General features: G+C 73.2%; 24 protein-coding genes. 9 read left to right on the forward strand and 15 right to left on the reverse strand.

Annotation, left to right across the window (positions count from 1 at the left end; translation table 11 throughout):
* Positions 1 to 55: 55 nt before the first annotated feature.
* The 7 genes from ABZU69_RS26440 to ABZU69_RS26470 all read right to left on the reverse strand — a co-directional run bounded on the left by ABZU69_RS26440 (position 56) and on the right by ABZU69_RS26470 (position 6,590).
* A complete protein-coding gene (locus ABZU69_RS26440) occupies positions 56 to 1,063 on the reverse strand; it encodes an ADP-ribosylglycohydrolase family protein (RefSeq protein WP_354967017.1) in 1,008 nt (335 codons plus the stop codon).
* Between the two features lie 30 nt (positions 1,064 to 1,093).
* Positions 1,094 to 1,462 (reverse strand): VOC family protein, encoded by a 369-nt coding sequence (locus tag ABZU69_RS26445; protein WP_354967018.1) that lies wholly within the window; start codon positions 1,460 to 1,462, stop codon positions 1,094 to 1,096.
* Positions 1,463 to 1,498: 36 nt separating this feature from the next.
* Entirely contained in the window at positions 1,499 to 2,503 is a 1,005-nt protein-coding gene (locus tag ABZU69_RS26450) for a methionine synthase (protein WP_354967019.1), read from the reverse strand.
* Positions 2,504 to 2,567: 64 nt separating this feature from the next.
* A complete protein-coding gene (gene mnmA, locus ABZU69_RS26455; RefSeq protein WP_354967020.1) occupies positions 2,568 to 3,641 on the reverse strand; it encodes a tRNA 2-thiouridine(34) synthase MnmA in 1,074 nt (357 codons plus the stop codon).
* Between the two features lie 98 nt (positions 3,642 to 3,739).
* Positions 3,740 to 4,915 (reverse strand): cysteine desulfurase family protein, encoded by a 1,176-nt coding sequence (locus ABZU69_RS26460; RefSeq protein ID WP_354967021.1) that lies wholly within the window; start codon positions 4,913 to 4,915, stop codon positions 3,740 to 3,742.
* A 173-nt stretch (positions 4,916 to 5,088) separates the two neighbouring features.
* A complete protein-coding gene (locus ABZU69_RS26465) occupies positions 5,089 to 5,745 on the reverse strand; it encodes a class F sortase (RefSeq protein ID WP_354967022.1) in 657 nt (218 codons plus the stop codon).
* Positions 5,742 to 6,590, reverse strand: coding sequence for a DUF4397 domain-containing protein (locus ABZU69_RS26470; protein ID WP_354967065.1), 849 nt, complete (start codon positions 6,588 to 6,590; stop codon positions 5,742 to 5,744). Before ABZU69_RS26470 ends, ABZU69_RS26465 begins: the two co-directional genes overlap by 4 nt.
* A gap of 214 nt (positions 6,591 to 6,804) precedes the next feature.
* Here ABZU69_RS26470 and ABZU69_RS26475 point away from each other — a divergent pair, with 214 nt between their 5' ends.
* Together ABZU69_RS26475 and ABZU69_RS26480 are read left to right on the forward strand one after the other, a co-directional pair.
* On the forward strand, positions 6,805 to 7,407 hold the full coding sequence (locus tag ABZU69_RS26475) for a sigma-70 family RNA polymerase sigma factor (RefSeq protein WP_354967023.1): 603 nt from the start codon (positions 6,805 to 6,807) through the stop codon (positions 7,405 to 7,407).
* A complete protein-coding gene (locus tag ABZU69_RS26480; RefSeq protein ID WP_354967024.1) occupies positions 7,361 to 8,155 on the forward strand; it encodes an anti-sigma factor in 795 nt (264 codons plus the stop codon). Before ABZU69_RS26475 ends, ABZU69_RS26480 begins: the two co-directional genes overlap by 47 nt.
* Before the next feature lie 162 nt (positions 8,156 to 8,317).
* Here the strand turns inward: ABZU69_RS26480 and ABZU69_RS26485 are convergent, their stop codons facing one another.
* The 4 genes from ABZU69_RS26485 to ABZU69_RS26500 all read right to left on the reverse strand — a co-directional run bounded on the left by ABZU69_RS26485 (position 8,318) and on the right by ABZU69_RS26500 (position 11,471).
* Positions 8,318 to 9,277: an electron transfer flavoprotein subunit alpha/FixB family protein gene (locus ABZU69_RS26485; protein WP_121652417.1), complete on the reverse strand. Its 960-nt coding sequence runs from the start codon at positions 9,275 to 9,277 to the stop codon at positions 8,318 to 8,320.
* Between the two features lie 15 nt (positions 9,278 to 9,292).
* On the reverse strand, positions 9,293 to 10,072 hold the full coding sequence (locus tag ABZU69_RS26490; RefSeq protein ID WP_354967025.1) for an electron transfer flavoprotein subunit beta/FixA family protein: 780 nt from the start codon (positions 10,070 to 10,072) through the stop codon (positions 9,293 to 9,295).
* 200 nt (positions 10,073 to 10,272) lie between these two features.
* Positions 10,273 to 10,671, reverse strand: coding sequence for a hypothetical protein (locus ABZU69_RS26495; RefSeq protein WP_354967026.1), 399 nt, complete (start codon positions 10,669 to 10,671; stop codon positions 10,273 to 10,275).
* A gap of 2 nt (positions 10,672 to 10,673) precedes the next feature.
* Entirely contained in the window at positions 10,674 to 11,471 is a 798-nt protein-coding gene (locus ABZU69_RS26500; RefSeq protein ID WP_354967027.1) for a GNAT family N-acetyltransferase, read from the reverse strand.
* A 41-nt stretch (positions 11,472 to 11,512) separates the two neighbouring features.
* Here ABZU69_RS26500 and ABZU69_RS26505 point away from each other — a divergent pair, with 41 nt between their 5' ends.
* The 3 genes from ABZU69_RS26505 to ABZU69_RS26515 are packed head-to-tail and all read left to right on the forward strand — an operon-like array spanning position 11,513 to position 12,669.
* Positions 11,513 to 11,905: a DUF202 domain-containing protein gene (locus tag ABZU69_RS26505; RefSeq protein ID WP_354967028.1), complete on the forward strand. Its 393-nt coding sequence runs from the start codon at positions 11,513 to 11,515 to the stop codon at positions 11,903 to 11,905.
* Positions 11,902 to 12,231: a DUF202 domain-containing protein gene (locus ABZU69_RS26510; protein ID WP_354967029.1), complete on the forward strand. Its 330-nt coding sequence runs from the start codon at positions 11,902 to 11,904 to the stop codon at positions 12,229 to 12,231. Before ABZU69_RS26505 ends, ABZU69_RS26510 begins: the two co-directional genes overlap by 4 nt.
* 27 nt (positions 12,232 to 12,258) lie before the next feature.
* On the forward strand, positions 12,259 to 12,669 hold the full coding sequence (locus ABZU69_RS26515) for a PLD nuclease N-terminal domain-containing protein (RefSeq protein ID WP_121675266.1): 411 nt from the start codon (positions 12,259 to 12,261) through the stop codon (positions 12,667 to 12,669).
* Between the two features lie 78 nt (positions 12,670 to 12,747).
* On the opposite strand, the gene ABZU69_RS26520 is transcribed toward ABZU69_RS26515, so the two are convergent.
* The 4 genes from ABZU69_RS26520 to ABZU69_RS26535 form a co-directional block, all read right to left on the reverse strand.
* Positions 12,748 to 13,557 carry an ABC transporter permease gene (locus ABZU69_RS26520; protein WP_354967030.1) on the reverse strand — a complete coding sequence of 270 codons (810 nt, stop codon included), beginning with the start codon at positions 13,555 to 13,557 and terminating at the stop codon, positions 12,748 to 12,750.
* The gene (locus tag ABZU69_RS26525) at positions 13,554 to 14,525 is read right to left on the reverse strand and encodes an ATP-binding cassette domain-containing protein (RefSeq protein WP_354967031.1); all 972 of its coding nucleotides are present in this window, start codon (positions 14,523 to 14,525) and stop codon (positions 13,554 to 13,556) included. Before ABZU69_RS26525 ends, ABZU69_RS26520 begins: the two co-directional genes overlap by 4 nt.
* Before the next feature lie 172 nt (positions 14,526 to 14,697).
* On the reverse strand, positions 14,698 to 16,320 hold the full coding sequence (locus tag ABZU69_RS26530) for an acetolactate synthase (RefSeq protein WP_354967032.1): 1,623 nt from the start codon (positions 16,318 to 16,320) through the stop codon (positions 14,698 to 14,700).
* Positions 16,321 to 16,435: 115 nt separating this feature from the next.
* Positions 16,436 to 17,209 carry an enoyl-CoA hydratase-related protein gene (locus tag ABZU69_RS26535; RefSeq protein WP_354967033.1) on the reverse strand — a complete coding sequence of 258 codons (774 nt, stop codon included), beginning with the start codon at positions 17,207 to 17,209 and terminating at the stop codon, positions 16,436 to 16,438.
* A gap of 98 nt (positions 17,210 to 17,307) precedes the next feature.
* Here ABZU69_RS26535 and ABZU69_RS26540 point away from each other — a divergent pair, with 98 nt between their 5' ends.
* The 4 genes from ABZU69_RS26540 (at position 17,308) to ABZU69_RS26555 (ending at position 19,576) form a co-directional block, all read left to right on the forward strand.
* A complete protein-coding gene (locus ABZU69_RS26540; protein ID WP_354967034.1) occupies positions 17,308 to 17,787 on the forward strand; it encodes a DUF6232 family protein in 480 nt (159 codons plus the stop codon).
* Positions 17,788 to 17,930: 143 nt separating this feature from the next.
* Positions 17,931 to 18,395, forward strand: a complete 465-nt coding sequence (locus ABZU69_RS26545; RefSeq protein ID WP_354967035.1) for a DUF6232 family protein — start codon at positions 17,931 to 17,933, stop codon at positions 18,393 to 18,395.
* Positions 18,396 to 18,409: 14 nt separating this feature from the next.
* Positions 18,410 to 18,781: a hypothetical protein gene (locus tag ABZU69_RS26550; protein WP_354967036.1), complete on the forward strand. Its 372-nt coding sequence runs from the start codon at positions 18,410 to 18,412 to the stop codon at positions 18,779 to 18,781.
* 66 nt (positions 18,782 to 18,847) lie between these two features.
* A complete protein-coding gene (locus ABZU69_RS26555; protein WP_354967037.1) occupies positions 18,848 to 19,576 on the forward strand; it encodes a hypothetical protein in 729 nt (242 codons plus the stop codon).
* The last annotated feature ends 4 nt before the right edge of the window (positions 19,577 to 19,580 follow it).

Below are 19,580 nucleotides of genomic sequence, written 5' to 3' on the forward strand. Positions count from 1 at the left end.
CGGCTCCCGTCGGTCACCCAACTCCTGCTGACGGGATCGGCAGCGGGGACCTGGATCAGTCCCAGGCCGCGCCGAGCGTGGCGAGCTGGTCGGCGTACTCGATGCGGTCGACCCAGCCGGGCGGCCAGGCGGTCATCCCGGCGGCCGCACCCACGAAGGCGCCGGCCAGGGCGGCGATCGAGTCGGAGTCCCCGGCGGTGGTCGCACCCCGGGCCAGCGCCGCGACCGGGTCGTCGGCGTGCCTTACGGCGCAGAGCAGAGCGGTGGCCAGCGCCTCCTCGGCGACCCAGCCCTCCCCGGTGGCCCGGCACGGATCGCCACCGTCGTCCGGCTGCCCCAGGGCGTCCGTCAGCCGGGCCAGCACCGCCAGGCACTCGTCCCAGCCCCGGGCGATGAAGTCCTCCGCGGTGCCGGCCCCGGCGCGCTGCCAGAGGTCACCCAGCCACCGCTCCCGGTACACGCGGCGCTGGCTCCGCGCCCGCTCGGTGAGAATCGCGGGAAGAGCGGGCAGCCCGGCGCCCCCGCGCAGGGCGAAGACCGCGTACGCGGTGAGCTCGCTGGCCGCCAACCCGGTCGGATGGCCGTGGGTCAGCCCGGCCTGCAACTGCGCCAACCCGGCCAGCGTGTCCAGATCCACGTCGAGCAACCCGACCGGCGTGACCCGCATGTTGGCCCCGCACCCCTTGGACCCGGCCACCGTGGCCTCCTGCCAGCGGAGCCCGCGACCCAGGTCGGCGCAGGCGCGCAGGCAGGTCATGCCGGGGGCGCGGTTGTTGTCCGGGCTGACCGCCCAGGCCAAGAAGCGCCGCCGGAGCAGCGGCTCCACCCCCTGCGGGGTGAGCGACGGAGCCTCGTGCAGCGCCCAGCCCACCGCCAGCGCCATCTGGGTGTCGTCGGTGACCAGCGCCGGCTCGCCGGTCAGCTCGCGCGGACCGGCCGGCCCGTACCGGTGCTCGATCTCGGCGACGGTCAGGAATTCCGTCGGCTTGCCGAGCGCGTCACCATAGGCAAGGCCGAAGAGCGAGCCAGAGGCACGCAGAGGGTCGTGGGCCACGGCGGCCATGATGCCCGGCCGCCGCGACCCACGCCAGGGTCAGTCCCAGCAGAGACAGAACGGGTGGCCGACCGGGTCGGCGTAGACCCGGAAGCCCTCGCCCTCGCCGGGCAACCGGCGGGCGCCCAGTGCGAGCGCCGCCTTCTCGGCGGCCTCGATGTCGTCCACCGTCACGTCGAGGTGGAACTGCTGGGGGCGCTCCGGGTCCGGCCAGGCCGGCGGACGCAGGTTGAGCGCACGCTGGAACGCCAGGCGGGGCTGGTGCCCGGGCGGACCGCCCAGCACCACCCACTCGTCGTCATCGGAGTCACCCTCGGCCAGGGGTACACCGAGCAGCTCCGCGTAGAACGCCGCCAGTGCCCGCGGATCGGGGCAGTCGATCACCACTGAACGTAGCTGTCCAATCATGTCCTTCATCCTGCCCAGTGGGTACGACAGGAAACCTCACTCCTCGGCGAGCCGCCGGCCGGCGTCCCGGCACGCGGCCAGCACCACCCGGGCGTACTCCGGGCTGGCTCCGGCCAAACCGCAGGCCGGGGTGATGACCACCTGCTGGGCGAGCTGCCGGCGCGGGAACCCGAGCCGGTCCCAGAGCTGGCGCACCCGGTCGGCCACCTGCGCGGACGTCGGCGCCTGGCCGGTCGACGGCGGTCGGGTCGGCACGGCCCCGGCCAGCAACCCGAGGCCGGCGTCGATCGCCTCGCCCAGCGGGTCCAGCTCGGTGAGCAGGTCCAGGTCGAGGGCCACCCCGGCGGCGCCCGTCGAACGGATCAACTCCAGTGGCACGTCCGGGGCGCAGCAGTGCACCACCGTCGGCACGCCAGCGGCCTCGACGACGGTGCGCAGCAGCGCCGCCGCGTCCGCCGACTCCACCGCCCGGTACGCGCCCAGCCCGCTTTCGGTGGGCACCCGCCCGGCCAGCACGGTCGGCAGCGACGGCTCGTCCAGCTGGAGCAGCACCGAGGCGCGGGGCAGTCGTCGGGCGACCGCGGCGACGTGCGCGCGCAGCCCCTCGGCGAGGGAGCCGGTCAGGTCACGGACCGCGCCGGGGTCGCGCAGCAGCCGGCCGCCGATCGGCAGCTCCAGGGCGGCGGCCAGGGTGAGCGGGCCGCCGGCCTGCACCTTGATCGGGCCCGCGTACTCCTCGGCCTGCTCGGCGAGCTGGTCCAGGTCGCGTTCCATCAGGTCGCGGGCCCGACGCAGGTCGCGACCCGGGCGCGGGGCGACCCGCCAACGCCCGCTGTACAGCTCGACGGGCAGCTCGACCAGCAGCCCCGCGCTGCGACCGATCAGGTCGGCTCCCGGGCCGCGGGCCGGCAGCTCGGGAAGGTGGGGCAGCGCGGGAAGCTCACCGAGGACCACCCGCTGGGCCTCGGCGATGTCGGTGCCGGGCAGCGAACCGATGCCGGTCGCGGCGCCGGCCGGCCAGGGCCACACCTGATCTGTCACGGCGGAAGGGTATCCGGTACGCCGGCCGCCCGGGCCGCGACGGCCAGGGCGATGGTGTGCCAGGTCAGCCGGTGATGGTGGCGGAGCCGAGGACCACGTCGCCGGCCGGGTCCGGCCGGTACGCCACCACGGCCTGGCCTGCGGCGACGCCGCGTGCCGGCCGGCGCAGCTCGGCGTGGAGCGTGGCGCCGTCGAGGGCGACGGTGGCCGGCACCACGTCGCCGTGCGCGCGCAACTGCACCTCGCACTCGACCGGCGCGTCCGGGCGTGGGCCACCCGTCCAGACCGGCCGTTCGGCACGTACCCGGGACACCTCCAGCGCCTCGGCCGGGCCGACCGTCACAGTGTTGGTTTTGGGCGTGATGGAGAGCACGTAGCGCGGCCGGCCGTCCGGGGCGGGCCGGTCCAGGTGCAGCCCGCGACGCTGGCCCACCGTGTACGCGTACGCCCCGGTGTGGCTGCCGACCACCGCGCCGGTGCTCGCGTCCACCACGTCGCCGGGCGCCTCGCCGAGGCGGCCGGCCAGGAAGCCGCGGGTGTCGCCGTCGGCGATGAAGCAGATGTCGTGCGAGTCCGGCTTGTCGGCCACCGCCAGGCCACGCTCGGCGGCCTCGGCGCGGACCTGCGCCTTGGTCGAGTCGCCGAGCGGGAAGATCGAGCGGTCCAGCTGCTCGCGGGTGAGCACGGCCAGCACGTACGACTGGTCCTTGGCCACGTCGACACTGCGGCGCAGCAGCCCGTCGGGGCCGAGGCGGGCGTGGTGGCCGGTGACCACCGCGTCGAAGCCCAGGGCCACCGCCCGGTCCAGCACCGCGGAAAACTTGATCTTCTCGTTGCAGCGCAGGCAGGGATTCGGCGTACGACCGGCGGCGTACTCGGCCACGAAGTCGTCCACCACGTCCTCGTGGAACCGGTCGGCCATGTCCCAGACGTAGAACGGGATGCCGATCACGTCGGCGGCCCGCCGGGCGTCCCGGGAGTCCTCCAGCGTGCAGCAGCCGCGCGCCCCGGTCCGGTAGGTCTGCGGATTGCGGGCCAGCGCCAGGTGCACCCCGGTCACGTCATGCCCGGCCGCCACCGCCCGCGCCGCCGCCACGGCCGAGTCAACCCCGCCCGACATCGCCGCCAACACCCTCACCAGCTGACTCCCTTCCCTCCTCCAGCCTATCCACCCCGTCCGGCGACCCTTCGCGCCCGCACCCGACCCAGCCCCATCCCGGCCCTGGCCGGGGGGTGTCAGCGGGGGGTGCGGAGGGCGGCGGCTCGGCGGGCGCGGTCGACGGCGGCGGGGAGGGCCGCGATGAGGTCGTCGATCTCGTCCTGCGTGCTGGTGTGCCCGAGCGTGAAGCGCAGCGAGGAGCGGGCGCGGTCGTCGTCGGCGCCCATCGCCAGCAGTACGTGCGAGGGCTGGGCCACCCCGGCTGAGCAGGCCGAACCCGTCGAGCAGGCGATGCCCTGGGCGTCGAGCAGGAGAAGCAGGGCGTCGCCCTCGCAGCCCGGGAAGGAGAAGTGCGCGTTGCCGGGCAGCCGGTCGACCGGGTCGCCGTTGTAGACCACCTCGGGCACCGCCCGGCGGACCCGCTCGATCAGGTCGTCGCGAAGCGCGGCCACCCGGGCCGCGTACTCCTGCTGGCCCTTCACCGCCGCCTCGACAGCGACCGCGAAGGCGACGATGCCGGCGGTGTCCAGGGTGCCGGAGCGGACGTCGCGTTCCTGTCCGCCGCCGTGCAGCAGCGGCGTGGCCGCCACGTCCCGGGCGAGCAGCAGCGCGCCCACCCCGGTCGGGCCACCCAGCTTGTGTCCGGTGACGGTCAGCGCGGCGACGCCGCTCGCGGCGAAGTCGACCGGCACCTGCCCGACCGCCTGGATGGCGTCGGTGTGGAACGGCACGCCGTGCTCGGCGGCGACGGCGGCCAGTTCGGCCACCGGCTGGATGGTGCCGACCTCGTTGTTCGCCCACATGGCGGTGACCACGGCCACCCGGTCGGCGTGCGCGGCCAACTCGGCGCGCAGGTCGTTCGGGTCGAGTCGACCGGCGGCGTCCACCGGCAGCCAGCCGACCTCGGCCCCCTCGTGCTGGGCCAGCCAGTCCACCGCGTCCAGCACCGCGTGGTGCTCGACGGCGCTGGAGATCACCCGCCGGCGGTCGGGGCCGGCCCCGCGCCGCGCCCAGAAGATGCCCTTGACCGCGAGGTTGTCGCTCTCCGTGCCGCCGCCGGTGAAAATCACCTCGGACGGCCGGGCACCCAGCACGGCGGCGACGCGCTCGCGCGACTCCTCGACCCGGCGGCGGGCACGGCGACCCGCCGCGTGCAGGGAGGACGCGTTGCCGACCTTCTGGGCGGTGGCGACGTACGCCTCCAGTGCCTCGTCGAGCATCGGAGTCGTCGCCGCGTGATCCAGGTATGCCATCACCGTTCAGCCTACGGCTGACCGGTCAGGGAGCGGACGCGGGAGGGGACCCGGCCGACAGCCGGAACCCGCGACCCTCCCTGGGCGTGGCGCCGCCGGGGCGGGAAGGGCGCGACCCTCCCCACCCCGACCCCCGGGTCCGCCCGTCGAACGGCCGCGGGCGAGCCATCCGGTCAGGCCGGCACCGCGGTGACGACGATGTTGTCCCGGTACCTGCGCGCGGCGGCGTCGAACGGCCCTCCGCAGGTGATCAGGGTCAGCCGTGGCTTGCCGTCCCGGGCGAAGTACCGGTCCAGCGGGATCCTGGTCTTGGCGTACTCCTCCCGGGCGACGACCCGGTACCGCCGGGCCTTGCCGTCGCTGCCGGTCGCGGTCAGGGTGTCCCCCTGGCCCAGCTCGCGCAGCCGGAAGAACGCTCCCCTGCCCTGCCTGGCGCTGTCCACGTGGCCGGCGATGACCACCGAGCCGGCGTCCGCCTCCAGGCCGGGGCCGTACCGGTACCAGCCGATCCGGTCGACGCTCGGCGGCACCTCGAACTCGTTGGTCCGCTGGTTGATGCCGACCGCGTCGACCGTGGCGGTGACGCCGATCTCCGGGATCACCAGGCGGACCGGCGGGACGGTCACCGCGCCAGCCGGCAGTCCCCCGGCGGTGACCGGGACCGACGGGGCGGCCGCCGGCGGCGCGGCGGTGGCGGTGGCCAGCGCGCTCGCCTCCTCGGCGCCGACGTCGTCGGCGGGCTGGGAGCCGCACGCCACCAGGGTCGCGACGGTGAGCGCGGCAACGCCGGCGGCCAGGGCCGCCAGCGCGCCGCGGTTGCGCACCGTCACGTGCGGCCGGTCCGCGCGGTGGCCATCCGCACCCCGCCGCCGAGCAGCAGGAGTACGCCGGCACCGGTGAGCACGTACCACCAGGTGTCCACACCCGTGCCGGCCTGACCACCGTCACCGCTGGGCACGCCGCCCGGGGCGAAGTGCAGGCCGGTGATGGTCTGGGCGACCACGTCGAGGTTCTTGGCCTCGGCCGAGCCGATCGCGTAGACGATCGTCGCGGTGCCCTCCTTGAGGTTGAGGTCCGCCGGGCCGATGGCCACGGTGTCGGTGCCGGCCAGCACCACGTCCGCCTGCACGCTGCCCGCGTCGACGTCGCCCTTGGCCTCGTTCGGGTTGGTCAGGCCCTCGAAGACCGGGGTTCCACCGGCACGGACGTCCACCTCCGGGACGGCGGCGGTGTGCCGCACGATCAGCCGGGCCTTGCCGGCGTCGACCTTGGAGACGTCGTTCGCGAACGGGGTGATCTTCGGCTGGCCGGCGGCGTCGAGGTGTGCCGCGATGCTGATGTTCGCCCCGCCCGGCACCGCGGCGTCGTCGACCTTGAGGATCGCCTTGTCGATTGCCTCACCGGGCTTGGTGAGCGCGATGTCGTACTCGCCCTCCTCCAGGTTCAGCGGGCCGGCCACGTCACCGGGCTTGAAGTTGTCGAGGGTCTTCTTGCCGTTGACGTAGACGTCGACCGGGGTGTCCGGGATGCCGTGCACGACGGAGACCTTCGACGTGGCGGCGTACGCGGGGGTGGCGGTGAACGCGCCGACGCCGGCGAAGACCAGCGCGGCGACGGCGCCACCGGCGGCGACCCGACGGAAAGTACGAGAGCTGCATGTCTGCCTCCTGCTGATTGGTGCTGATTCGTCAGGCCTGGCTTGCAGAACGGGTTACGCCGGCTCCGCGACGGGTGGATGCGATCGGACATGGATTTCTTTTTTCGGCCCGGTCCGCATCCGAACCGGGTCCGGGGAACGAAGAGCTTCGTGAGATGACATCGACGGGGAGAGTGGGGCGGAGGCTGTGGGAGTTACAGTCGGGCATGCCCCATCGAAGGCGAGCAGCCCGATGACGGCGTCCGGACAGGAACCCGACCTCCCGGTGGACGACCTCGCCCTCCGGTTCCGCGCTGGCGACGAGGTCGCGCTCCGCGAGGCGTACGACCGGTACGGCCGCGCCGTGCTGCACCTGGCCACCTCGATGCTGGCCAACCGCGGCGACGCCGAGGACGTGACCCAGGCGACGTTCGTCGGCGCCTGGCTGGGGCGGGAGACCTTCGATCCGGCCAAGGGTTCGCTGATCGGTTGGCTGCTCGGCATCGGCCGGCGCAAGGTGATCGACCGGATGCGGGCCACGGCCCGGGAGACCCGGGTGGTCGAGACCGTCCGCCAGGTGCCCGAGCCGGCGCAGACCGGTCCCGATCCGGACCGGGTGGTCGATCGGCTGGTGGTCGCCGACGAGCTGGCTCGCCTGCCGGACGACCAACGACGCATGCTGGAGCTGGCCTTCTACGACGACCTGACCCACCAGCAGATAGCGGCGGTGACCGGCGTGCCGCTGGGCACCGTGAAGAGTCACATCCGGCGCGGCATGGCGAGCTTGAAACGCAGATGGGAGGTGGACGGTGCAGCACCTGGACCACGACCGGCTGGTCTTTCTGGCGCTCGGTGAGAGCGAGGCGGACAACGGGGAGAGCACCCACCTCGACACCTGCGCGCACTGCCGGGTGGAGATGGAGAGCCTCCAGCAGGTGGCCGGGCTCGGCGCGGAGACGCAGGGGTTGGCTGACCTGCCCGACCCGCCGGAGCACGTCTGGCAGGGCATCACGGCGGAGATCAGCGCCGCGGAGGCCCTGCCGTCGCTGACCGAGACGCGTCGACGGCAGGCGGCCGAGCCGGTCAGCGGTACGACGGACGAGCCAGCGTGGCCCGGTGCCGCCGGTCGGACGACCCGCTCCCGGTCCCGCCGTCGCGCTCGCCGGTCGGGCTGGGCGGCCACCGCGGTCACCGCGGTCGCGGCCGCGGCGGTCGGCGTGGTGGGCACGGTGTCGGTGCTGCGCCAGGACGACCCGGAGCCCGCTCCGACGCAGCCGGTGGTGGCCAGCGCGCCGCTCGCTGCCTTCGGTTCGACACCGAAGTCGGCCCAGGGTGACGCGCGGGTGCTCCAGAACGGCCAACTACATCTGCACGTGGCGAATCTCCCGCGCGTGTCGGGGTACTACGAGGTCTGGCTCATCAACCCGACGACCATGGAGATGTTCTCGATCGGCACCCTCGGTGCCGACGCGGACGCTCTGCTGCCACTGCCCCCGAATGTCGACCTGAAGAGCTACACGGTGGTCGACGTCTCCGCCGAGCAGTACGACAACAACACCCGTCACTCCGGCGACAGCCTGCTGAGGGGCACCCTGACGGGCTGATCGGCGGGCCGGCTCAGCTCCCCGGCCCGCCGATCAGCTCCCTTTCCACCGCCGGGACACGGCGGGTTCCACGCGGAAACGACGAGTGGCCGCCCGACACCCGGGCGGCCACTCGTCGTCGTACGGTCCGGGGCGCCACCGTTCGGCGTCGCCCCGGGAGCGTCACTTGCGCTTGCGGATCTCCTCGGCGGCCTGCGGAACGACCTTGAACAGGTCCCCCACCACGCCGAAGTCGGCCAGCTCGAAGATCGGCGCCTCGCCGTCCTTGTTGACCGCGACGATGGTCTTCGAGGTCTGCATGCCGGCGCGGTGCTGGATGGCACCGGAGATGCCGAGCGCGACGTACAGCTGCGGGGAGACCGTCTTGCCGGTCTGGCCCACCTGGAACTGGTGCGGGTAAAAGCCGGAGTCGACCGCGGCGCGGGACGCGCCGACGGCGCCGCCGAGCAGGTCGGCCAGCTCCTCGACCAGCTTGAAGTTGTCGGCGTTGCCGACGCCGCGACCGCCGGAGACGACCACGCCGGCCTCGGTCAGCTCGGGGCGGGAGCCCTTCTGCTCGGCGACCCGGTCGACGACCTTCGCCAGCTTGTCGGTGTCGGTGACCGACACGGTGAGCTGCTCGATCGCCGGGGTGGCCGCCGCCGGGGTCGGGTTGACCGAGTTGGGGCGGACGGTGACCAGCGGCAGGCCCCTGGTGACCTTGGACTTGACGATGGTGGAGCCGGCGAAGGCGACCTGCGTGGCGGTGCCGTCGGCGTCCAGTCCGACGACGTCGGTCAGGATGCCGTTGTCCAGTTTGACGGCGAGCCGGGCGGCGATCTCCTTGCCCTCCTGCGCCGAGGCCAGCAGGACGGCGGCCGGCTGCACCCGCTTGACCAGCTCGGCCAGCACGGTGGCCTTGGGGGCCACCAGGTAGCCGTCGATCTCGTCACCCTCGGCGGCGTAGATCTTCTCCGCGCCGTACTCGCCCAGCTTGGCGCTCAGCGCCTCCGCGGCGCCAGCACCGCCGAGCACCACCGCGCTCGGGGTGCCCAGCTCGCGGGCGAGGGTGAGCATCTCCAGGGTGACCTTCTTGACGCCGAATTCCTTGGTGGCTTCGACGACGACGAGAACCTCAGACATGTCCAGACCCCGCTCTCACACGAACTTCTCGGTAGCGAGGAACTCGACCAGCTTGACGCCGCCCTCGCCCTCGTCGGTGATCTTGGCGCCGCCGGAGCGCGGCGGGCGCTTGGTGTGCTCGACGACGGCGCTGGTGGCTCCGTCGAAGCCCACCTCGGTCTGCGCGACCCCGAGGTCGGCCAGGGAGAGCGTCTGCACCGGCTTCTTCTTGGCGGCCATGATGCCCTTGAAGGAGGGGTAGCGCGGCTCGTTGATGGTGTCCCAGACGGAGACCACGGCCGGGGTAGCGGCGGTGACGACCTCGTAGCCCTCCTCGGTCTGCCGCTCGACGGTCAGCGTGGCGCCGTCGACGGTGAGCTTGCGCGCACCGGTGAGCGCCGCGACGCCGAGCCGCTCGGCGATCATGTGCGACAAGACCTGGACCCGGCCGTCGGTGGACTCCGCGCCGCAGATCACCAGGTCGGCGTTGAGCTGACCGAGCGCGGCGGCGAGCACCTTCGAGGTGGCCACCGCACAGGAACCGTGCAGGGCGTCGTCCACCACGTGGACGGCCTTGTCCGGGCCCATGGAGAGCGCCTTGCGGATCGACTCGGTCGCCCGGTCCGGACCCATGGTCAGGATGGTGACCTCGCCGCCGTGCGCCTCCTTGATCTTCAGCGCCTCCTCGATGGCGTACTCGTCCATCTCATTGATCACGTTGTTCGCCGAACCGCGGTCGACGGTGTTGTCGTCATTGCGCAGGTTGCGGTCCGCGCCCGAATCAGGCACCTGCTTGACGAGTACGACGATATTCATCGCGCTTCGACGACCCTCCTGTGTGGTGTTGCGATTCGCTCGCCCGGTCTCGGGCGCAGCCTCGCGCGTCGGTCGACGCCGGGTCAACCGCGGAGTGCTGTGCGGTTGCCCACGGCGCAATGTTACCTGCCAGTAGGTTGCGGCCCCCCGGGGCACTCAGAGTGACACAGCTCACCGACGCCGGCCGCGGAGCAGGCCGGTCAGGCCAGCGCGCCCCGGATCCGGTCGATGACCGCCGCCTCCTCCGGGGCCACCCCGTCGTGCGCCCGCGCCACCCGGTCCGCCGCGGTCAACACCACCGCGCGGTACGCGTCCACGTCCGCCGGTGACTTCTCCCGCAGGATCCGCATCGCCCGGTCGAGAGCCGGCAGCACCACCGACTCGATCTCCAACTGGGAGTCCCGGGGCATCCGGGGCAGCGGACCCGTGGTCAACGCCTCCTTGACCACCCCGCTGGCGCCGGCCAGCGCGCCGGAGGCGGCGACGCTCTCCCGGATCACGCCCAGCATGCCCGGCTCGGCGTTGGAGACCAGGAAGACGGCCCCGAACGCCCCCGTCTTGAGGGTCAGCCGCTCCTCGTCCGTCAACCGTTGCTCCATGATCACGGAGTGTAGACGTACGGGGTGGTGGTGGTGACCGGGACGAGGCCGAGCCGCTGCAGGATCGGCCGGCTGTCCTCGGACGCGTCGACCTGCAGCAGCGTCCGGCCCCGCTGGTCGGCCAGCCGCGCCCGGTAGGTGACCAGCGCCCGGTAGATGCCCTTGCGCCGCCACTGCGGCAGGGTGGACCCGCCCCAGAGCGTGCCGAAGCGGCTGTTCGCCGGGAACCGCACCCAGCCGGCGCTCACCACCGTCTCGTCCGCCTCGGCCACCACCACCGTGATCGAGTGCGGCTCGGCGTCGATCTCCTTGGCCAGCCCCCAGACCAGGTGCGAGCGGTCCGCCTGCCAGACCTCCTCCTCCATGGCGGCGATCCGCTCCAGGTCGGCCCGGGAGGTCACCTCACGCAGGCGTACCCCCTCGGGGGCGACCGGTAGCGCGGCCGCCAGGGGCGCGACCGGCCCGACCACCACGGTCTCCCGCTCCTGCGCCACGAAGCCGGCCGCGCGCAAGCGGTCCGCCAGATCCGCCGGCTCGTCGTGCCCGTTGAGCTTCCACTCCACCGACTCGCCGCGCTGGCGGAACAGCTCCACCTGCCGGGCGATCAGCTCGTCCAGCGCGTCGCCGGTCAACCCGCCCAGGTCGCGGTAGGTGAGGAATCCGCCGGCGTCGAGCCCGATGATCCGGACCAGCGGCCCGTCCCGCTCCACCGTCACCCCGGCCGGGACCGGATCGGGGATCTCCGGGCGGAGCTGGTTGTCGTAGGCGGCGCGCAAGGTCATCACGTCAAGGTCGGTCACCGGCTCAGGTTAAGCGGCAGGACAAGCGGATAATCGGCAGCGTGAGGGAAGCGATCAGGCGGTGGTTCGACCCGGCGGACCTACGCTCGGTCGGCGAGACACCCGACTACCGCTTCTCCCTGGCCAACGAGCGCACCTTCCTGGCCTGGCTGCGCACCGGCCTGGCGCTGGTCGGCGGCGGCCTGGCCACCGCGCAGTTCCTGCCGCCGCTGCCGCTGGCCCACCTGCGGGAGGCGATCTCCGTCGCGCTGCTGCTGCTCGGCGGCGCCGTCGCCGTCCGCGCGGTGGACCACTGGGCGCGGACCGAACGGGCCATCCGGCTCGGTCAGGAGCTGCCCGCCTCCCGTTTCCCCGCCATCCTCGCCCTCGCCGTCGGTGCCGGCGCGGCGCTGCTGGTGGTCGCGGTGCTGGTCCGGGCGATCGGCGAATCGTGACCGGCGAGCCGGGCCGGGCGGTGCACGGCGGGCGTGACCCCGGGCTGCAACCGGAGCGGACCCGGCTGGCCTGGCGACGGACGGCGCTGGCGCTGACCGTGGTGACCGCGCTGGCCGTCCGGCTCGGGTCGACCGGCGACCCGAGCGGCGCGCTGATCGCCGGCGCCGCCGTGCTGCTCTGGGGGGCGGTGCTCGTGCTGTGCTGGTCGCGGGGCACCGGAACGGGACCGGCGCGCACCGGCGGTCGGACACTGCCCCTGGTCGCGCTGGCCATCGCCGGGCTCGCGCTGCTCGGTGCGCTACTGGTGGTTCGCGGACTGTGGTGACGGGACCGGGTGAGCCATGATAGGTGCATGGCCCGGCTGTACGTACTCCTCTTCCTGGTGCAGATCGTCCTCGCCGTCTGCGCGCTGATCAGCTGTCTCTCCGCCGAGGAGGGCCAGATCCGCGCCCTGCCCCGGATCGCCTGGGTGCTGATCATCTTGTTCTTCCCGCTGGTCGGCTCGATCGCCTGGTTCGTCGCCGGCCGGGAGCCCGGCTCCGGCGCCCGCAAGGCCTGGCCGACCGGCAACCGCCCCGCCGAGCGCCGCCGCCCGGTCGCCCCCGACGACGACCCGGAATTCCTCCGCTCCGTGCAGGAGCGCTCGCAGCAGCAGGACCAGGAGCTCTTCCGCCGCTGGGAGGAAGACCTGCGCCGGCGCGAGGACGACCTGCGCCACCGCGACGGCGAGCCGCCGCGCGAGGGTGACCGGCCGGAGGTGTGAGACCCACCCGCGCCTGGCCACCACACCTTGGCCACCGCGCCCGAGCAGGTCACGGCGGCCCAGGCCGACAGCCGCGGGTCACACCCGACGCTTGAGCCCACGCACCGCCAGCGGAGCGAAGATCACCGCGATGCCGGCGCCCCAGAGCAGCGTCTGGAGCACCGGGCCGGCGACCGGGCCGCCGACCAGGAGGCCGCGTAGCGCGTCGGCCACCACGGTCACCGGGTTGACCTCCACCCAGTTCTGCAGCCAGCCGGGCATGCGGTTGGTGGGCACGAAGATGTTGCTGGTGAAGGTCAGCGGGAAGATCACCATGAAGCCGAAGATCTGCACCTTGTCCGGCTCGCTCACCAGCACCCCGACCAGCACCGAGATCCAGGACGCGGCCAGCGTGAACGCCAGCAGCAGCGCGAACGCCCCGACCACCCCGAGCAGCCCGTTGCCGACCCGGAAGCCCAGGATCGCTCCGACGCCGAGCAGCAGCGCGATCGACCAGGCCTGCTTGACGGTGTCGGCGAGGATCCGGCCGGCCAGCGGCGCCCACCGGGCGATGGGCAGCGCCCGGAGCCGGTCAAAGACGCCCTTGGTGAGGTCGTTGTTCAACCCGAACCCGGTCGTCATGGTGGCGAAGAGCGCGTTCTGCACCATGATGCCGGGCAGCATGAAGGTGAGGTACTCGCCGGAGGACCCGGCGATGGCGGTGCCGAAGACGTAGGTGAACAGCAGCACGAACATCACCGGCTGGATGCTCAGGTCGAGCAGCTCCATCGGGTTGTGCTTGATCTGCACCAGGCTGCGCCAGGCCAGCGTGAAGGTATGCCGCAGCCCGGCGGCGGGACTGAGCCGGCGGGCCGGCGTCAGAGCAGGGGCGAGAGTGGCGGCGGTCATGCGGGGGTCCTTTCCAGGTCGGTGCCGGCCGGGGCGTCCTCGGCCCGGTGGCCGGTGAGGGAGAGGAAGACCTCGTCCAGACTGGCGCCGCGCAGCGCCAGCTCGGCGACCGCGATCTCGGCCGCGTCGAGGCGGCTCACCACCGCGGGCAGCACACCGGGGTCGTTCACCGCGACGGTGACCGCGTTCTGGGCAACCTCGGGAGACGCGCCGGACACCGCGTGGGCGATGGCGGTCACGGCGCCCAGGTCGGCGAGGTCGGCCGGTCGCACGGTGAGGGTCTGACCGCCGGTCTTGGCCTTCAGCTCCTCCGGCGTGCCCTGCGCGATCACCCGGCCGTGGTCGACCACCGCGATCTCCCCGGCGAGCTGGTCGGCCTCCTCCAGGTACTGGGTGGTGAGCAGCACCGTCACCCCGTCGGAGACCAGGGCGCGGACGATGTCCCACAGGTCGTTGCGGCTGCGCGGGTCCAGGCCGGTGGTCGGTTCGTCGAGGAAGAGCACCTGCGGCCGGCCGACCAGGCTGGCGGCGAGATCCAGCCGGCGCCGCATACCGCCGGAGAAGGTCTTGGCGGCCCGGTCGGCGGCGTCGCTGAGCTGGAAATCGGCGAGCAGTTGACGGGCGCGCTGCTTGGCGTCGGCCCGGCTCAGCCCGAGCAGCCGGCCGATCAGCAGCAGATTCTCCGCGCCGGTCAGGGTCTCGTCGACCGATGCGTACTGGCCGGTCAGACCGATCAGTTGACGCACCTGATGGGCGTCGCGGACGACGTCGAAGCCGCCGACCGTGGCACGGCCCTCGTCGGCGCGCAGCAGGGTGGCGAGCACCCGCACCGCGGTGGTCTTGCCGGCGCCATTCGGCCCGAGCAGGCCGAAGACGGTCCCGGTCGGAACCGCCAGATCAACGCCGGCGAGGGCGGTGGTGGCGCCGAAACGCCGCACCAGGCCCTCGGCGCGGATCGCGTAGTCCATCGCAACTCCCTGTCGTCTCCGGTGGTGACACCACCATGGGCGACAGGTCTGACATCCCCGCCGATCCCCGGCTGACGTTACGACGACCGGCGCCGACATTCCGCTGATTTAGCTGCCGGACGACGCCGCGCCGCCGCCCGCTGGGGGGCGACGGCGCGGCGGCGGGTGCGACTCAGGCCAGGTTCGACGACCGGGGGTACGCGTCGGTCGGGTCAGTGAGCACGTTGACCAGGTACGGCACTCCGGCGTCGAACGCCCGCTGCAGGGCCGGCCCCAGGTCGGCGGCCTTGGCGACCGTCTCCCCCGCGCCGCCGAGCGCGCTGACCACCGTGTCGTAGCGCAACTCCGGCTGGAGGTCGGCCGCGACGTCGTAGCCGTACATGGCCCGCATCGGGTGCTTCTCCAGACCCCAGATGCCGTTGTTGCCGACGACGATCACGACCGGCAGCTTCTGGCGGACCAGCGACTCGACGTCCATCAGCGAGAAGCCGGCGGCCCCGTCGCCCATCAGCACGCAGATCTGCCGATCCGGGTGACTGACCCGGGCGCCCATCGCGTAGCCCATGCCGGTGCCCAGGCAGCCGTACGGGCCCGGGTCCAGCCAGGTGCCGGGCTGCGCCGGCTCCAGGTACCGCCCGGCGTACGAGACGAAGTCACCGCCGTCGCCGATGGTGATCGCGTCGCGGGCCAGCACCCGGCGCAGCTCGCCGTAGATCCGCGCCGGCCGGATCGGGTCGGTCTCGGCGGCCATCTCGGCCGCGTCGCGGGCCCGGGCCGCGTCCTCGGCGGCGCGCAGGTCAGCGATCCAGCCGCTGTGGTCGGCCCGGTCACCCGCGTGGTCGGCCAGCGCGGAGAGGATCAGGCGCAGGTCGCCGGCGGGTGCGGCGGCCGGCTGCACATGCCCGGCGCGCTGGCTGGGCGCGTCGACGATGTGCACCACCTTGGCGTCACCGAAGTCACCGAAGCTGAGCCGGAAGTCCAGCGGGGTGCCCACCACCACGACCACGTCGGCGCCGGAGAGCGCGGCCCGGCGGGCCTTGGCGAAGGCGAGCGGGTGCTCCGGCGGGAGCGAGCCACGGCCCATCCCGTTGGTGAAGACCGGCACCTGCAACGCCTCGGCCGCCTCCCGCAGCGCGGCGACCGCGTCGCCGGCGTACACGTCGGAGCCGGCGATGATGACCGGCCGCTGCGCCCCGGCGATCAGCGTCGCGGCCCGGGCGACCTCCTCCGGGTCCGGCTCGACCGGGTCGATGCCGGTCGGCGCGGGCACGTCGGCCTCGGCGACCGAGAAGACCGTCTCCAGCGGGAAGTCGAGGAAGGCCGGCCCGCGGTGCGGCGTGAGCGCCGCGGTGAGCGCCGCACCCACCGCACGTGGGATGTCGTCGGTGCTGAACACCGTCTCGGCGTGCTTAGTGACCGGGGCGACCAGCGGCAGGTGGTCCATCTCCTGGAGGCTGCCCGAGCCCCAGCGGAACGCGGGCGCCCTGCCCCCGAGCACCAGCACCGGGGAGGCATTGAAGAAGGCACTGGTCATGCCCGAGATGCCGTTGGTGACGCCGGGCCCGGCGGTGAGCACGGCGAGGCCGGGACGACGCTGAAGCTTGGCCACCGCCTCGGCGGCGAAGACGGCGGACTGCTCGTGCCGGACGTCGTAGATCGGGAAGCCGGTCTTGTGCGCGGCGTCGTAGAGCGGGAAGACGTGCCCGCCGGAGAGGGTGAACATTTCGCGCACCCCGTGCGCCCGCAGCGCCGCGAGCGCCAACTCCCCGCCGTGACCTTCGACCCGCTCCGTCATCGCCGCTCCCCTTCGTCGCTTCAGACCGGAGGCCCACGCTACTGGCCGGTAGGCAGAATGTGAACCGTTCTCGGCTCACCGTCGGGGCGGCGGCACGGACCGCGGCCCCGGCCGGTCAGCGGCCCGTGAAGCCCGGCTTGCGCTTCTCGACGAACGCCGCCATGCCCTCGCGCCGGTCGTCGGTGGCGAACAACGCCGCGAAGAGCTGACTCTCCCAGGCCAGGCCCGAGTTCAGGTCCATGTCCAGGCCACCGTCGACCGCCAGCTTCGCCGCGCGCAGCGCCTGCACCGGCCCGGTCAGGTACGGCTTCACCAGCGCGACCGCCGCCTCGTACACCTCGGCTGCCGGGACAACCCGGTCGGCCAGGCCGATGCGCAACGCCTCCTGCGCGTCCACCATTCGCCCGGACATGATCAGATCCTTGGCGCGGGCCGGGCCGACCAGCCGGGCCAGCCGCTGGGTGCCGCCGGCGCCGGGGATGATGCCCAGCTTGATCTCCGGCTGGCCGAGCTTGGCATCCTCGGCCACCACCCTCCAGTCGCAGGCCAGGGCCAGCTCACAGCCACCGCCGAGGGCGTAACCGGTGATCGCGGCGACCACCGGCTTGGGGATCCGGGCGATCGCGCCGAGCGCGCTGGACAGGTCCGCGGCCCGGTCAGCCATGTCCACGTAGGACATCTCGGCCATCTGCTTGATGTCCGCGCCCGCGGCGAAGACCTTCTCCCCGCCGTACACGATGACGGCGCGGACCTCCGGATCGGCGGTCGCCGCCGTCGCGGCGGCGCGCAACTCCTCCTGCACCTGGGTGTTGAGCGCGTTCATCGGCGGCCGCTCCAGCCGGATGGTGCGGATGCCGTCCTTGGTCTCCAGCCGAACGAACTCGCTCACGCTGCCCTCACTTCCTCGTCGAAGTCGCGTGCCAACCTTACGACCCGGCTCGTTGGGGTAAGTAGTCTGGTGTCAGCCCCGCGGGCGGGAGTCCAGCCATGATCACCTATTACGACGACAGGTCGGTGCAGGTCACCTCCACCGCCGTCCGAGTGGACGGCCGCAGCTACGCGCTGGCCGACATCACCATGATCTGGCACCGCCGGGGCAGCCGCTCCTGGCGGGTGCTCGTCGGGCGGGGTGCGATCGGCGCCGCGCTGGCCGGTCCGCTGGTCGCGGCCGTGCTCGGCATCGCCGTGGCCGTCTGGCTGCACCGCTCGCCCACCGTGACGATCGCGATCGTCGGCGCGTCCGTGCTGGTGGGGCTGGCCGTCGGCCCGATCGCCGACTTCCTCTTCGAACACCTGGACCGCTCGTACGCCCGGGGCAGCCGGCAACTGGAAATCTGGGCGCGCTGGCGCGGCCAGCCGGTACGACTGCTGCGCACCGGCGACGCACTGCGCTTCGGTCAGATCTACCGGGCGGTGCAGCGCGCGGTCGAACGCAACCACCCCGCCCGCCCGGCCACCCGCCGATAACGGCCAACCTAGAACGAGATCTTGGACAGTTACCGTTCGGCGTGGACGGTAACTGTCCAAGATCTCAGCCGATCGACCGTCGGCGCTGTCGCTGGCCGCCGTCGACGCGCTGCCGGGTTGCCGGCGGGTGGTTAGGCTTGGTGATGACCCTCTATTACCGGGACGACGCGGTGCAGGTGACCTCGGAGTCGATCCGGGTGGGTGGTCAGGTCGTCGCACTTCCCGACGTGACTTTCGTCTGGCACGCACGCGGCCCGAAGACGCTCGCGGTACGCGGCCGGGTGCTCGGTCGCGGAGTCCTGGTCCTGCTGCTCTCCCTGCCCCCGCTGGTCGCGCTGGTCTGCGTGCTCTCGCTCGCCTACACGGCGCAGGACCGGGGCAACTGGAAGATGGCGCTGATCATCCTCGCCGCCTGTGCGGTGGGGGCGCTGGCGTTGACCCCGTTTCTGGAAATTCCGCTCGGCTGGCTGGACCGCTCGTACGAGCGCGGCAGCCACGTGCACGAGCTGTGGATACAGCACCACGGGCGGGAGCAGTTGATGCTGCGCACCCCCGACGCGTTACGGTTCGGGCAGATCTACCGGGCCGTGCAGCGCGCCGTCGAGTAGCAGGGGGAGCATCGATGACCAGTCGCCGTGGCGAGGCCGCCGCCCTGGCCGGGCTGCTCGCCGCGGCCGGCGTCACCCACCTGCTTCGCCCCGGCGTCTACGACCCGATCGTGCCGCGCGCGCTGCCCGGCCCAGCCCGCTTCTGGACGTACGCCAGCGGTGTCGCCGAGCTGGCGGTGGCGGCGGCCGTGGCGCACCCGGCCACCCGGCGCTCCGGTGGTCGGGCCGCCGTCGCGCTCTTCATCGCCGTGCTGCCGGCGAACGTGAAGATGGCGGTGGGCTGGCGGCACCGGCGTCCGACGAAGCGGGCCATCGCCTACGGCCGGGTACCGATGCAGGCGCCCCTGATCTGGTGGGCGCTGCGCGTCGCCCGCACCGACCGCTGACGCCGGAACCGGCCGCCGTCGAGCGCCGTCGGGCGGTTGTGGTGCGGGCGGCGCACACTTGATCCCATGGCGATTCCCCTCCCCACATCCGCCGCGGTGGTCGGCCTGACCCGCTCCGCCCTCGACCAGACGCTCGGCTCGGCCGCCTCGCTCGCCGCCGTGCCCGCCCGCGCGTTCGCGGTGCTGGACGGGGTGGAGGCGCTGCTGGCCCGGATCAACGGCGTCGTCGATCGGATCGAGACGACGTTGGACCGGACCGACCAGGTGCTCACCGACGCCGAGACGGCGGTCCGTGAGGTGGCCGTGATCAGCGCCGCCGCGACCACCGCCATCGACACCGCCACCGAGGTGGCGACGGCCGCGGCCGTGGTGGTCCGGGAGGCCGATCAGGTCGCCCGCCGGGCCGGGACGGTGGTCGCCGAGGCCGAGACGGTCGCCGGCCGGGCCGCGGCCACCGTGGGCACCGCTTCCGAGGCGGCGGCCACGGCGGCCGAGTTGCTGGCGGCGTACGAGCCGGCACTGCGGCGGGCCGCGCCGATGGCGGGGCGGTTCGTCGGGGAGCTGAGCCACGAGGAGGTCACCGCGGCGATCCGCCTGATCGACGAGCTGCCCAAGCTCAAGCAGCACCTGACGGCGGACATTCTGCCGATCCTGGCCACCCTGGACCGGGTTGGACCGGACCTGCACGATCTGCTCGACGTCACCCGCGACCTCAAGCTCGCCGTTGCCGGTATCCCGGGCCTGGGCATGCTGCGCCGGCGGGGCGAGAAGCTCAGCGACGATCTGGTCGGCTGAGCCT

The organism is Micromonospora sp. NPDC005206 (assembly GCF_040608175.1).
Taxonomy (GTDB): Bacteria; Actinomycetota; Actinomycetes; order Mycobacteriales; family Micromonosporaceae; genus Micromonospora.

Bases quoted from the DNA above. Each gene is read 5' to 3' on its own strand.
- ABZU69_RS26440 (WP_354967017.1), bottom strand. From the start codon at position 1,063: ATGGCCGCCGTGGCCCACGACCCTCTGCGTGCCTCTGGCTCGCTCTTC.
- ABZU69_RS26445 (WP_354967018.1), bottom strand. From the start codon at position 1,462: ATGATTGGACAGCTACGTTCAGTGGTGATCGACTGCCCCGATCCGCGG.
- ABZU69_RS26460 (WP_354967021.1), bottom strand. From the start codon at position 4,915: ATGGCATACCTGGATCACGCGGCGACGACTCCGATGCTCGACGAGGCA.
- ABZU69_RS26475 (WP_354967023.1), top strand. From the start codon at position 6,805: ATGACGGCGTCCGGACAGGAACCCGACCTCCCGGTGGACGACCTCGCC.
- ABZU69_RS26485 (WP_121652417.1), bottom strand. From the start codon at position 9,277: ATGTCTGAGGTTCTCGTCGTCGTCGAAGCCACCAAGGAATTCGGCGTC.
- ABZU69_RS26490 (WP_354967025.1), bottom strand. From the start codon at position 10,072: ATGAATATCGTCGTACTCGTCAAGCAGGTGCCTGATTCGGGCGCGGAC.
- ABZU69_RS26495 (WP_354967026.1), bottom strand. From the start codon at position 10,671: ATGGAGCAACGGTTGACGGACGAGGAGCGGCTGACCCTCAAGACGGGG.
- ABZU69_RS26515 (WP_121675266.1), top strand. From the start codon at position 12,259: ATGGCCCGGCTGTACGTACTCCTCTTCCTGGTGCAGATCGTCCTCGCC.
- ABZU69_RS26520 (WP_354967030.1), bottom strand. From the start codon at position 13,557: ATGACCGCCGCCACTCTCGCCCCTGCTCTGACGCCGGCCCGCCGGCTC.
- ABZU69_RS26525 (WP_354967031.1), bottom strand. From the start codon at position 14,525: ATGGACTACGCGATCCGCGCCGAGGGCCTGGTGCGGCGTTTCGGCGCC.
- ABZU69_RS26530 (WP_354967032.1), bottom strand. From the start codon at position 16,320: ATGACGGAGCGGGTCGAAGGTCACGGCGGGGAGTTGGCGCTCGCGGCG.
- ABZU69_RS26540 (WP_354967034.1), top strand. From the start codon at position 17,308: ATGATCACCTATTACGACGACAGGTCGGTGCAGGTCACCTCCACCGCC.
- ABZU69_RS26545 (WP_354967035.1), top strand. From the start codon at position 17,931: ATGACCCTCTATTACCGGGACGACGCGGTGCAGGTGACCTCGGAGTCG.
- ABZU69_RS26550 (WP_354967036.1), top strand. From the start codon at position 18,410: ATGACCAGTCGCCGTGGCGAGGCCGCCGCCCTGGCCGGGCTGCTCGCC.
- ABZU69_RS26555 (WP_354967037.1), top strand. From the start codon at position 18,848: ATGGCGATTCCCCTCCCCACATCCGCCGCGGTGGTCGGCCTGACCCGC.